Below are 15,816 nucleotides of genomic sequence, written 5' to 3' on the forward strand. Positions count from 1 at the left end.
CCAGTTTTGCGCCGTAGCGTAACGCTCCCCACAATTCCCATACCGAGAAATCAAAGGCGATGGAGTGCAACAGGCACCAAATATCCTGCCGGTTAAAGTGATACCAGGATTCAGTCGCCTCAAACAAACGCTGGATATTACGATGTTCGACCATCACCCCCTTCGGCGTCCCTGTCGAGCCCGAGGTGTAAATTACATAGGCCAGATGCTGTGCGGTTAATGCCGGTACCTGTGGGTTACCATCCGGCTGATCAGGCAAAATATTAGGATCGAGCACAGTCAGAGTAGCCAGCGTTTTCTCATCCAGCGCACTACGTCCGATATCATCCGCCAGCAAAATAACCGGAGCGGCATCGGTCAGAATATGTGCCAGACGCTCCCCGGTATAGACCGGGTCCAGTGGCACATACGCGCCACCGGCTTTCAGTATTGCCAATACCCCCACTACCATTGCCGATGAACGCGACACACAAATCGCCACTCGCTGATCAGGTACGACGCCCAGTGCGATAAGCTGATGGGCCAACCGATTAGCGCGGGTATTTAATTCGGCATAACTGAGAGTTTGCTCTTCATATACCAATGCTATCGCGTCTGGGGTTTGTTCTACCTGTTGTTCAAACAACTGATGAATACATAACGGATCAGGATAGGTGGTTTCCGTCGCGTTCCAGGTTTCCAGTAACAACTTGCGCTCCGCCGGAGACAGGATATCAATTTCTCCGACCGGCTGTTTAGGGTCAGTCACCATCGCTTGCAGCACCGCACGTAGATATTCCACTTGCTGATCCATCGTCGATGGATCAAACAGGGCGGTGGCATAATTCAACGCCCCAACAATCCTGCCCTCCTCTTCTGACAAGCCCAGTTCAAGATCAAACTTGACAACATCAACGGCTTGATCGACCGGTGAGACTGCCAGCTTCGGCAGTTTCCAGTCTGAACTCTCATTGTTCTGCCAGGCAAATATCACCTGGAACAATGGGGTATGCGCTAATCGACGCGGCGGTTGCACGATTTCCACCACCTGTTCAAACGGTAAATCTTGATGCTCCTGTGCCGCCAATGCAGTTTGCCGAACTCGTGCCAGCAACTCAGTCACGGTCAGCTCACCGGATAAATCCATGCGCAATGCCAACGTATTGACAAAGAAGCCAATCAACGGCTCCACTTCCTGACGACTGCGGCCTGCACTCGGTGTGCCAATCACCACATCTTCCTGACCTGACAAACGTGACAGAACCACCGCCCAGGCTGACAACAGCGTCATAAATAAGGTGACACCGTGCTGCTCACTCAGGCGTTTCAGGGCGGTCGTTAACGCCTCATCCAGGCTAATCGGCACGGCCTGCCCAGCAAACGACTGCTCCGGCGGACGGGGCCGGTCAGTAGGCAAATCCAGCAAGACTGGTGCGTCAGTCAACATTGCACGCCAATAGTCAGACTGAACCTGAATACGCTCAGCCGACAACCACTGACGCTGCCAGGCGGCGTAATCCGGGTATTGAATCACCAACGGCGGTAACGGATCAGATTGCCCGTCCATAAATGCCGTATAGAGCGTATTCAGTTCCTGTATCAGCACATTGGCAGACCAACCATCGGAAATAATGTGATGCAAAGTCAGCAAAAACTGATATTCGTCATCAGTGAGCCGGATGAGAGCAGCACGGATAAGTGGGCCACTTTCAAGGTCAAATGACGCGTGGGCTTCCTCCACGCTCAGACGATCAAGAACAATATCCGCATCTGGGATCTTGCGCAGGTCATATTGAGATAACAATAAGCCACTATTCGGTGCCAACAACCGCACTTGCGGTTGACCATCAATAGAGACAAAGACAGAGCGTAACGCTTCATGACGGGCAAATAAGGTATCCAATGCCTTCTGCCAAGCAATGATATCCAGTTGACCACACAAACGCAGGGCCATCGGGATATGATAAGTTTCACTGACACCTTCAAGTTGCGCCAGGAACCACAAGCGCTGTTGAGCAAATGATAACGGTAATTCTCCTTCACGAGATATCGGCACGATGGCTGGCAGGATAGTATCCGGTTGCTCCTGCTGGGCCTGCATGACCTCAGCAAATGCCTTCAACGAAGGAGATTTAAACAGGGTGGTTAGTGGCAGTTCGATACCCAAAGCGGCTACCCGGTTCATCACCCGCACCGCCAGCAACGAATGGCCCCCCAGAGCAAAGAAATTGTCATACCGGCTAATCTGCTCAATCCCCAGGACCTCACGCCAAATCGCCGCCAGAGCCATTTCCGTTTCTCCCTGAGGCGCTTCATAAACCTGACGAGCAACGGCTTCATTGTCCGGTGTTGGCAATGATTGACGATCCAGCTTACCGTTCGGGGTTAACGGAAACGCATCCAGCCGCATAAAGGCCGATGGCACCATGTAATCAGGCAACTGAATGCTCAGATGTTCGCGTAAACTGTTAATTAACCCCTCGTGAGCTTCTGCCACCACATAGGCCACCAGCCGTTTCTGCTGCCCGTCACCTTGCGCCAATACCACAGATTCACTCACCGCCGGGTGTTCCACCAACCGGGCCTCAATTTCCCCCGGTTCAATGCGGAAACCGCGAATTTTAACCTGCTGGTCGTTACGGCCCAAGAACTCCAGATTACCATCCGGCAAATAACGTGCTAAATCTCCGGTGCGGTACATCCGGGCATCCGGCACATCACTAAACGGATCGACAAGAAAACGTTCCGCTGTCAAGTCTGGGCGATTGAGGTAGCCACGCGCCACTCCCGCGCCCCCGATATAAATTTCCCCCACTACGCCCAACGGCATCGGTTGACCATACTCGCCCAGTAAGTAAAGACAGGTGTTGGCTATCGGGCGCCCGATACTTTCAATAATCCTGTCACCTCGCTGTATCGGCAACCAGGCAGAATAGGTTGTCGTTTCAGAAGGCCCATAAAGATTACATAATCGCTGTATTTGCGTTTTCTCGAAAATCTGTTCAATTAAGGCGCCTTTAAGCGGTTCCCCTGCCAGATTAACGGTATGAACCGACGCCATCAGTGCCTGAGCTTGCAATAACGGTTTCATTGCCGATGGAACTGAGTTGATTAAGGTTACCGGCAGGGCATGCTGCATTAATGACAGAGCATCATCCACCAGATAAATCGCCACGCCACGAGACAATGGCACGAAACATTCAAAAATGGACAGGTCGAAATTTATTGACGTTGAGAAAAGCACCTTACGAATCTCTTCCGTCTCAAAAGCCTGCTGAGCCCAGTACAAGAAGTTAACCGTATTGCGATGCTCAACCATCACCCCTTTGGGCACCCCAGTGGAACCGGAGGTGTAAATCACATAAGCCAAATGACGAGAAGTCAGCCCCAGTACCTGTGGATTATAATCCGGTTGATCAGGCAAGGTATTCGGGTCCAGTACTGTTAATCCAGCAAGCGCTTCCTCGCTTAGTGCAACCCTGCCAGCCTTATCCGCCAGCACAACAGCCGGGGCAGCATCACGCAAGATATGTGCCAGACGCCCACCAGGATAAGTCGGGTCTAGTGGCACATAAGCCCCGCCCGCTTTCATCACCGCTAACAATCCCACTACCATTGCCGGTGAACGTGACACGCAAATCGCCACCCGCTGATCCGGCTCTACCCCTAGTGTAATAAGCTGATGAGCCAACCGGTTAGCATGAGCATTTAATTCAGCATAACTGAGGGTCCGCCCTTCACACACTAATGCCATCGCCTCTGGAGTTTTCTCCACCTGTTGTTCAAACAATTGATGAACACATAACGCATCAAGATAGGCGGTTGCCGTGGCATTCCAGGTTTCCAGTAACAACCTGCGCTCTGCCGGAGACAAAATATCAATTTCTCCGACCGGCTGTTGAGGGTTAGCCACCATCGCTTGCAACACCGCATGCAGATATCCCACCTGCCGTTCTATTGTCGTTGGATCAAACAGGGCCGTGGCATAACTCAACGCACCAACAATCCCGCCTTCCTCTTCTAACAGGTTAAGTTCAAGATCAAATTTGACAACATCAACGGCTTGATCGACCGGCGATACCGCCAGCCCCGGTAATCCCCATTCTGTGCTTTCATTGTTCTGCCAGGCAAACATCACCTGGAATAACGGGGTATGCGCCAATCGGCGCGGCGGTTGCACGATTTCCACCACCTGTTCAAACGGTAAATCCTGATGTTCCTGTGCCGCCAATGCGGTTTGCCGAACTCGCGCCAATAATTCCGTCACGGTCAGCTCACCGGATAAATCCATGCGCAACGCTAACGTATTAACAAAGAAGCCAATCAACGGCTCCACTTCCCGACGACTACGGCCTGCACTCGGTGTGCCAATCACCACATCTTCCTGACCTGACAGGCGCGACAGGACTACCGCCCAGGCTGACAACAGCGTCATGAATAAGGTGACGCCCTGCTGTTCACTCAAGCGCTTAAGGGCGGTCGTTAACGCCACATCCAGGTTAATCGGCACAGCCTGTCCGGCAAACAACTGCTCCGGTGGACGAGGCCGATCAGTAGGCAAATCCAACAGAACCGGTGCATCAGCCAACATTGCACGCCAATAGTCAGATTGAACCTGAATACGTTCAGCCGACAGCCACTGACGCTGCCAGGCGGCGTAATCCGGGTATTGGATCGCCAACGACGGCAACGGATCTGACTGTCCGGCCATAAACGCCGTATAGAGTGAGTTCAGTTCCTGTACCAGCACATTGGCAGACCAGCCATCAGAAATTATATGATGCTGGGTCAGCAAAAATTGATATTCGTCATCAGCGATCCGGATAAGACAGGCGCGGATAAGCGGACCACTGTCAAGGTCAAATGACGCATGGGCTTCCTCCACGCTCAAGCGTTCAAGCACCCCATCCGCATCCGAAGCCCCACGCAGATCATATTGAGACAACAGTAAGCCACTATCCGGCTCCAACAACCGCACTTGTGGCTGACCATCTACAGAGACAAAGACAGAACGTAATGCTTCATGACGAGCAAATAAGGTATCCAGTGCTTTCTGCCAGGCGATGATATCCAACTCACCACACAAACGCAGAGCCATCGGAATATGATACGTTTCACTGACGCCCTCAAGTTGTGCCAAGAACCACAAACGTTGTTGAGCAAATGACAACGGTAATTCCCCTTCACGGGATATCGGCACAATGGCGGGCAGAATAGTATCCGGTTGCTCCTGCCGGGTCTGCATAGCCTCAGCAAATGCCCTTAACGAAGGAGATTTAAACAGGGTGGTTAGCGGCAATTCAATGCCCAAAGCAGCTACCCGGTTCATCACCCGCACCGCCAGCAACGAATGGCCGCCCAGAGCAAAGAAATTGTCATACCGGCTGATCTGTTCAACGCCCAGAACTTCACGCCAAATCGCCGCCAGAGCCATTTCCATTTCTCCCTGAGGCGCTTCATAAACCTGACGGGCAACGGCTTCATTGTCCGGCGCCGGTAGCGCTTGACGATCCAATTTACCGTTCGGCGTTAACGGAAACCCATCCAGACGCACAAAAGCTGACGGCACCATATAATCCGGTAACATGGCACCCAGGTAGGTATGCAGACTATTTACCAGCCCCTCATGGGCTTCCGCCACCACATAGGCAACCAGCCGTTTTTCCTGCCCTTCCCCCTGTGCCAATACCACAGATTCACTCACCGCTGGGTGTTCCACCAACCGGGATTCAATTTCACCCGGTTCAATGCGGAAACCACGGATTTTAACCTGTTGGTCGTTACGACCCAGAAATTCCAGATTGCCGTCTGGCAAATAACGGGCTAAATCCCCGGTGCGGTACATCCGGGCATCCGCCACATCACTAAACGGATCAATCAGGAACCGTTCCGCCGTCAAGTCAGGGCGATTGAGGTAGCCACGCGCCACACCCGCCCCGCCGATATAAATTTCCCCCACTACGCCCAGTGGCACCGGCTGACCATGCCCATCCAGCAAATAAAGGCCGGTGTTAGCTATCGGACGCCCGATACTTTCCACAATCCTGTCACCCCGCTGTATCGGCAACCAGGCAGAATAGGTTGTCGTTTCAGAAGGTCCATAGAGATTACATAACCGCTGTACCCGAGTTTCTTCAAAAATCTGTTCAATTAAGGCACTTTTAAGAGGTTCACCCGCCAGATTGACGGTATGAACCGACGCCATCAACGCCTGAGCCTGCAATAACGGTTTCATCGCCGATGGAACTGAGTTGATCAAGGTCACTGGCAGGGCATGCTGCATCAATGACAGGGCATCCTCAACCAGATAAATCGCCGCGCCACGAGACAACGGCATAAAACATTCAAAAATAGACAAGTCGAAATTCATCGACGTTGAGAAAAGTACCTTACGGATCTCTTCTGTTTCAAAAGTCTGCTGAGCCCAGTACAGGAAATTAACCGTATTGCGGTGTTCAATCATCACCCCTTTAGGCACCCCAGTAGAACCGGAGGTATAAATCACATAGGCCAGATGCCGCGAAGTCAGCCCAGGTACCTGCGGATTACTATCCGACTGATCAAGCAAGGTATTCGGGTCCAGTACCGTGATTCCAGCCAGCGCTTCCTCACCCAGTGCAGACCAACCGGCCTTATCCGCCAACACCACGGCCGGGGCAGCATCGGTCAAAATATGTGCCAGACGCGCGCCAGGATAAGTTGGGTCTAGTGGCACATAAGCCCCGCCCGCTTTCATCACCGCCAGCAATCCCACCACCATTGCCGGTGAACGTGTCACACAAATCGCTACCCGTTGGTCGGGTACAACGCCCTGGGCGATAAGTTGATGGGCCAGGCGGTTGGCACAGGCATTTAATTCGGCATAACTGAGAGTTTGCTCTTGATACACTAACGCTGTCGCGTCAGGGGTTTGCTCCACCTGTTGTTCAAATAATTGATGAATGCACAACTGATCAGGATAAGCGGCTTCCGTCGCGTTCCAGGTTGTTAACAACAAGGTACGCTCCGTTTCCGGCAGAATTTCCAACTGTCGTACCGGCATTTCCGGGGCCTGTTCCAGCGCTGTCACCAAGCTCTCTAGTGCCTGCTGCATATAACCGCATAGGTTTTCCGGATTAAACGGCTGCACTACCTGAGCCGTCAGCCCCAGAGCATCACCAAAATCCTCCACCGATAGCATTAACGGATAGTTGGTCCGCTCCTGCGCGCCAAGAAACTCAATACCGCTTATCAAATCATCTGACGTTACCGGCAAAGTATTGTGCCGATAGTTCAATAAGCTATTAAACAGGGGGATCTCACCCTGAACACCGCTGCAACGCTGGGCCAGCGCCAGTGACGCGTGTTCATGCGCTAATAATCCAGCCAGTCGGGTATGAGCGGTCTGTACACTGTCCCGTACCGGGGTATCATCCATATCCAACCGCAACGGCAAGGTATTAATAAACAGCCCCATGCCATTGTCAGCCCCGTCTCCCGCCGCCATACGCCCAAACAGCACAGTACCGAACACGACTTGATCTTGCCCGCTGGTACGCGCCAACACCTGTGCCCAAGCTAGGTGACACAAGGTCGCCAGACTAACACTCAAACGTCGAGCCTGACTGCGCAAACGGCTATTGAGCTCAGGCGCTAACATCCGGTGAGATTCAGCCACCTGCGAGCCATCACGATGCACTTCCGTTAACCCGAACGGTAACGTGGGTTCATCTACCTCCGCTAACATGTCAGTAAAGAAACGGGTATGTTCTTCCTGACTCATCCCCAACCGGGCTTGCGCCACCAGATTACGGAAAGGTGCCGGTGCAGGCAGGCTCTCCTCCTGACCTGTCAGATACGCCTGCACTTCACGGTGCATCACTTCCATCGTTTCATGGTCGCCAATCAGGTGATGCAGCAGTTGCAACAGGACCCAACGGCCATCGGTTTCTTGTGCCACCACAAAACGTAATAACGGTGCATCCCTCAGGTCAAGACGATGCTGACGCGGATCAAAACGCCGGGTTAACTGGTCACTGACTGGACCATCAACCGGGTTCAGTGTTAGCTCCGTCACCGATAAAGTGGCCTGACGCCAGACCACCTGCGCCGGAACTGACAATCCTTGCCAGATAAAAGCGGTACGCAGAATATCGTGGCGATCAACCACCCACTGAACCGCTGCCAGATAATGATCCAACAGCGCCCGGTCAGCAAAGGCCATCTGACTGATTAACAGATAGGGATCACCTTCATTCTCCAGCAAATGGTGGAACAAAATGCCATCCTGCAACGGCGACAGGGCATAGATATCCTGAATATTGGTTATCCCTCCCGGCACCTGTTCGACGATGCAGTCAATATCAGCCTGAGTCAAATCAATCAGCGGCAACATTGCCGGTGTCAACTCTGTGGCTACTGGCGTAATGACGTTAGGCGGCACTATCACAGCCTGATGCTGTCCTAACGTTTGCGCCAGGTTTGACAGCACCGGCGACTGAAACAGATCACGCGCCGTCAGGGTCAATCCCAGATGACGCAAGCGACCAATCATACGTACAGCGAGCAGCGAATGACCACCCAAGGCAAAAAAGCTGTCATACCGACTTATCTGCTCAATCCCCAGTAATTCACGCCAAATCGCCGCCAGCGCTATTTCTGTTTCCCCCTGGGGCTCGGCGTAAACCTGACGGGCAACAATTTCATTGTCCGGTGCTGGTAATGCCCGATGATCCAACTTACCGTTCGGCGTTAACGGAAAAGCATCCAGCCGCACAAAGGCCGTTGGTACCATATAGTCAGGTAAAATAGTGCTCAGGTGAGTATGCAGGCTGTCCACCAGCCCGTCATCCCCTGATTCCACCACATAGGCCACCAGCCGTTTATTCTGCCCTTCCCCCTGTACTAACACCGCCACTTCACGCACCGTTGGGTGCTCGGCCAACCGGGCCTCAATTTCCTTTGGTTCAATGCGGAAACCGCGGATTTTAACCTGCTGATCATTACGGCCCAGGAATTCCAGATTGCCGTCTGGCAGATAACGCGCCAAATCCCCGGTACGATACAGGCGGGCATCCGGGTTATCACTGAATGGATCGACAAGGAAACATTCGGCGGTCAATTCAGGACGATTAAGATAACCATAGGCCACCCCATCTCCACCCACATAAATCTCTCCGACCACCCCCAACGGCACCGGCTGACCATAGATATCCAACAGATAAACCCGCGTGTTGGCTACCGGTCGGCCAATTGGGATGTTGGTCGCTCCCGGTGCTACTGCATTGATACGGTATGTGGCCGTAAAAGTGGTGCCTTCACTTGGCCCATAGCCATTTAATAACTGTTGTGGCGGATTCGTGCGCAGTACCTGACCGATGACATGCGGATCAAGGGCATCTCCGCCAACAATCAGGAGCCTTATCTGCGGCAAAACCGGAGACAATTCCTCTGCCAGCTGGTTAAACAACCCGACACTCAACCACAGAACATTAATTCGTTGAACCTGTAAAACTTGTACAAACTCTAGCGGCGTCAGCAAAGTAGCATGATCGATAACCACTAACGCGCCGCCATTAAGCAACGGCGCCCAGACTTCAAACGTGCTGGCATCAAAAGCCGGATTAGCGGCAAAAGCCACCCGGTCATCTGGTTCGATTTCAGCATAGCCATTATTGATGACCAGCCGGACCACCGCACGATGCGGCACTAAGACGCCTTTAGGTATCCCGGTAGAACCGGAGGTATACATGATATACGCTAACTCAGTGCTGGAACGCGGTAAGTTAAGATTAAGGCGATCTCCCTCTCGGCCCGTATCTGACTCATCTGAGAAACGAAACAGCGGTACAGCCAGATCCGCTGGAATATCCCCCCGTGTATCGGTGAGCAGTAATCTGGCGGAACAATCACTTATTAGCCAATTTTTCCGCTCATCCGGCACACTGGGATCTATCGGCACGTAAACAGCACCGGCTTTGAGAATCGCCAATTGGGCCATCACCAGTTCCATTGAGCGCGCCAGCAGGAGCGCAACATGATCACCGGGACACACCCCTTGTTTGATGAGCTGACGAGCCAATCGGTTAGCGCGAGCATTTAATTCGGCATAACTGAGGGTCTGCTCTTCATACACTAATGCTATCGCGTCAGGCGTTTTCTCCACCTGTTGTTCAAACAACTGATGGATACATAACTGATCAGGATAGACGGCTTCCGTGGCGTTCCAGGTTGTTAGCAACAAGGTACGCTCCGCTTCTGGCAGGATTTCCAATGCCCGAATAGGCATATCCGGGGCTTGCTCAAGGGCCTCCACCAGACTTTCCAGCGTCTGTTGCATATAGCCGCATACCCGTTCCGACTCAAACGGTTGCACTACCTGAGCTGTCAATCCCAGTGCATCACCAAAATCCTCCACCGACAGCACTAACGGGTAGTTGGTTCGCTCCTGTATACCAAGGAATTCAATACCACCAATCAGCTCATCTGACGTTGCCGATAAGGCATTATGCCGATAGTTCAACAGGGCACTAAAGAGAGGTGTACCGCTGGCAACCCCACTGCAACGCTGAGCCAGCGCCAGTGACGCATGCTCATGGGCTAATAATCCGGCGAGTTGGGTATGAGCAGTCTGTACACTCTCCCGTACCGGGGTTTCATTGATACCCAACCGCAACGGCAAGGTATTAATAAACAGCCCCATACCATTGTCGGCGCCATCCGCTGCCTGCATACGCCCAAACAGCACGGTGCCAAACACGACTTGTTCCTGACCACTGGTACGCGACAACACCTGTGCCCAGGCCAAATGACACAACGCCGCCAGACTGACACCTAAACGCCGGGCCTGACCACGCAGACGCTCATTCAACTCAGGCGCCAACATCCGGTGGGATTCCGTCACCTGTGAGCCGTCGCGGTGCACCTCTGTCAAGCCGAATGGCAGCGTCGGTTCATCCACCTCCGCCAACATCTCGCTAAAGAAGCGGGTATGTTCCTCCTGACTCACTCCCAACCGAGCTTGCGCCACCAAATTGCGGAAAGGCACCGGGTCAGGCAAGCTCTCTTCCTGACCGGTTAGATATGTCTGTACTTCGCGGTGCATCACTTCCATTGTTTCATGGTCGCCAATCAGGTGATGCAGTAATTGCAGCAGGATCCAACGGCCATCGGTTTCCTGTGCCACGACAAAACGCAATAATGGCGCTTGGCTCAGGTCGAGGCGATGCTGACGTGGATCAAAGTGCCGGGTTAACTGCTCACTGACCGGGCCATCAACCGGGTTTAATGTCAGTTCAGTCACCGATAAAGTGGCCTGACGCCAGACCACCTGCGCCGGGACTGACAATCCTTGCCAGATAAAAGCGGTACGTAAGATATCGTGGCGATCAACCACCCGTTGCACCACCGCCAGATAACGATCCAACAGAGCCCGATCAGCAAAAGCCATTTGGCCCGTTAACAAATACGGATCACCTTCGTTTGCCAGTAAGTGGTGGAACAAAATACCATCCTGCAACGGTGACAGAGCGTAGATATCCTGAATATTAGTGATCCCACCCGGCACCTGCCCGACGATGCGGTCAATATCAGCCTGAGTCAAATCAATCAACGGCAACATCGTCGGCGTCAGTGCCGTAGTTGCCGGCGTAATGACGTTAGGCGGCACTATCACAGCCTGATGCTGTCCCAATGTTTGAGCCAGGTCTGACAGCACCGGCGATTGGAACAGATCACGCGCCGTCAGTGTCAATCCCAAGTGACGCAGGCGTTCAGCCACCCGTATCGCGAGTAGCGAATGACCACCCAGAGCAAAAAAGCTGTCATACCGGCTTATCTGCTCAATCCCCAGTAATTCACGCCAAATCGCCGCCAGCGCTATTTCTGTTTCTCCCTGAGGCGCTTCGTAAGTCTGACGGGCAAAAGCCTCGCCGTCCGGTGCCGGTAGTGCACGACGATCCAATTTACCGTTCGGAGTCAATGGAAAAGTATCCAGCCGCACAAAGGCTGACGGCACCATATAGTCAGGCAAAATAGCTTGCAGATGAGCACGCAGACTGTTCACCAGTCCGTCATGGGCTTCCGCCGCCACATAGGCCACCAGCCGTTTATCCTGCCCTTCCCCCCGTGCCAACACCGCCGCCTCACGCACCGTTGGGTGCTCTGCTAACCGAGCTTCAATTTCCCCTAGTTCAACACGGAAGCCGCGGATTTTAACCTGCTGATCGTTTCGGCCCAAGAATTCCAGATTGCCGTCCGGCAAATAACGCGCCAAATCCCCGGTGCGGTACATACGAGCATCCGGGTTATCACTGAACGGATCGGTAAGGAAATGCTCGGCGGTCAATTCAGGCCGATTAAGATAACCACAGGCCACCCCATCTCCACCCACATAAATCTCTCCGACTACCCCTAAGGGTACCGGCTGACCATAGGCATCCAACAGATAAACCCGTGTGTTGGCTACCGGTCGACCGATCGGGATATTGGTCGCTCCCGGTGCTACTGCATTGATTCGGTATGTTGCCGTAAAGGTGGTGCCTTCACTCGGCCCATAGCCATTTAATAGCTGTTGTGGCGGACTGGTGTTCAATACCTGGCCGATAACATGGGGATCAAGGGCATCTCCGCCGACAATCAGCAGCTTTATCTGCGGCAAAACCGGAGACAGTTCCGCTGCCAGCCGGTTAAACAACCCGACACTCAACCACAGAACCGTCATTCGCTGAATCTGTAAAGCCTGTACAAACGCCTGCGGCGTCAGCAAAGTGGCGTGATCAACAACCACTAATGCGCCACCATTAAGCAACGGCGCCCAGACTTCAAACGTGCTGGCATCAAAAGCCGGATTAGCGGCAAAAGCCACCCGGTCATCCGGTCCGATTTCAGCATAGCCATTATTGATAACCAGCCGGACTACCGCACGATGGGGCACTAAAACCCCTTTGGGTGTCCCGGTAGAACCGGAGGTATACATGATATACGCTAACTCGGTGCTGGAACGCGGTAAGTCAGGATTGATACGATCTTCTTCGCGGCCTATGTCTGTCTCATCCGAGAAACGAAGCAGCGGCACCGCCAGGTTAGCCGGAATATCCACCTGTGTATCGGTGAGCAACAATCTGGCGGAACAATCACTTATCAGCCAGTTTTTCCGCTCATCCGGCACACTGGGATCAATCGGCACATAAACGGCACCAGCTTTGAGAATCGCCAATTGGGCTACCACCAGCTCCAACGAACGCGCTAGCAGAAACGCAACATGATCACCGGGACACACCCCTTGTTCGATGAGTTGACGAACTAACCGATTGGCGCGGGTATTCAGTTCCATATAACTGAAAGTTTTATCTCCCGCTATCAGTGCCACTGCCTCTGGGTTTTTCTCTACCTGTTGTTCAAACAACTGATGGATGCATAACGCCTCAGGATACGCGGTTTCAGTAGCGTTCCAGGTTTCCAGTAACAACCTACGTTCAGCCTTAGGTAACAAATTAAGCTGCCCCACGGGGGTTTCATCACTCATCCTTTTTGATGACGCCAACACCTGCAAATGTTCACTCATCCGCAGAATAACTTCCGGGCTCAAGCGATTTTTATCATAGATCCAGCGAAAGCCGCCCTGTGCATTCATCTGGAACGTCAACAATTCGCCGGATACCGTCTGATCACACGATTTGTCATCCTGTATCACAGAAACAGCGATCTGCCACGGGCGGCTTGCTCTTAATTCCGGGATAGACCGCAGTGAAGGAGAACGGGAAAGAAGATCACGACTAAATGTGCGGTGCCGTGCCAATCGAGCAAGTTCATCATCAACCCAATCAGCAACCACAGAACACGGCTTATCAAACGCCACCTCAACAACCATCGGCACCATTGATGACAACCCGGTCAACATATCTGGTTTATCGTTTGCCTCATCCACACACCAACCGATTTGGAGTTCAGTCTGCTGAGTCAAGCGCGCAAGATAGATAACGAATACTTGCAACAATGCCTGTAATGGATCTTCTCCAGCGTTTTTTAACAATGGAGGCTGCCAGGGGCTCATTCCCCATCGGGGTTCTGCCTGTTTCCCAATGATTTCAAAAGGCAACTGGAGTGGTTGCAACGAGGCAAGACGCTTATACCAAAATGGTTCACTGGGTGCGAGTGTTTGCAGGGTATCTTTTATATTCTGCGCTTGTTGTGAAGAGAGTAAAGGAAGCTGTTTGCCTGGCCTAAGTTCCGATATATCGGCAAGCTCTCTGGCAGACAGCAAATGACCTTCAAGGGTGGCGAATCCCCCGATTCGCACATCTTCACTACCGGTCGTCACCTGCCAGACATCCTCCTCCACACTAATCAACGTACCGGGTATCCCCTCAGAGCATGTGTTCAACCGCTCAAGCCAGGAAATTTGTACCGGGCCATTCCTCAGTAACAGTTTCGGGCAACCCAATGGATTTAAATAATTTTCCCCAAAATCCAATGCTCGCACTAAAGCTGACAGGACTTCTGCCGACTGCTCCCAACACAAATATCCCCCCCAATCGGGGCGACGCGATTGAGCATAAAAACTCCGTTGCGAGAGATCCTGAGGATAAGTCACCAGTGCGTCGCGCCCCAGATTTTTCAGTAGTTCAACAAATCCTTTCTGAGCCGCCTGGTAACATTTCAGATTCAACGAGAAAGCGTTATCCTGTTCTTCAATCGATACCGGCCATTGCACGGCAATATCGCCGGTATCCACACCGCCTTCAAGACAGTGCCAGGAAATAGCGTAATGAGTCTCCCGAGCTAACAACGCCCAGGAAGTCGCATGACTGCCCGCATAGCGTGGCAGAGGACTATCATGATAATTAAAAGCATTGCCACGAATTTGTTCAATGAGCGACCCCGGCAGGATAATTGGGTTGACGATTGAGAAAAGCCAATCGACAGGCTGTGACGTGATTTGTTCTTGTAATGCATCAACCGAGTTCACACAAGCAATCCCTTGCCGGGCAGCCCACGTTTGTAGAACAGTATCAGTAGGTAGCACTGCTTGTATGGTATGCCCTGCCGCCAGAATTTGCTCGGCGCAGAACACCGCAAGGGTCGTTCCCCCCACCACAACGCATTCTCGTGGTGGAATTGATGTATCATACGTATTATGAGTTATATTTTCACATGACATCTGAGAGAGAGCTTCGTATTTAAGAACATTTCCCGCTGTAGCAATGTTACCTTTCATTTATTACCTCAACGAATCTGTTAGAAATTTGAAAACTGTCATACCTGACAGCCATCACCAATATTTCTTTCTCACTTCTTGCCCCCAAGAAATAAAAACGGACATATCCGACATCAATTCAAAACATTAAGACACCTTGCCATCGCTCGATTAATAACGGCCAATTAGTCATTTTTTATGCTAATTTTCCTAATAACCGAACAAATAATCGATCTTAATTACACAAATAAAAAACTCTATTCTTACCCCTACAAGGACATTATTATATTCAATACCACAAAGAAACATTACAAATTACAATTAATATCACTACATATTATTTCATAATAATAAAATAATATGACATGTATAATAGTTAACGCAATAAAATATTGATTGTAACGAGATGTATTCCAATTAGATCGTTTTGTGATGTTATTTTTCTGACGCTCCGCAATATTTACCAACACGTGGTGCAAGCTAGGATAAAGCTTAATATTATTCAATTACATACTCCTCCCAACACATACATTTATTGCCTATCCAAGAGGGCTATTTTTTGCCATAAGCGAGGCGAATCACCCCTCACATACTGCGTGTATACCCCGGATTTTCCGCACTGTCCGTATTTACTGTTCATTTATAAGAACAGCCAGCAACAA

The 15,816-nt window shown here is 51.8% G+C and carries 1 protein-coding gene; it reads right to left on the minus strand.

Annotation, left to right across the window (positions count from 1 at the left end):
• On the minus strand, window positions 1-15,175 hold a 15,175-nt coding region (locus KZ793_RS15370; RefSeq protein WP_225816142.1), incomplete at its 3' end, for a non-ribosomal peptide synthetase.
• Window positions 15,176-15,816: the final 641 nt, after the last annotated feature.

The organism is Photorhabdus antumapuensis (assembly GCF_020387775.1).
GTDB lineage: Bacteria > Pseudomonadota > Gammaproteobacteria > Enterobacterales > Enterobacteriaceae > Photorhabdus > Photorhabdus antumapuensis.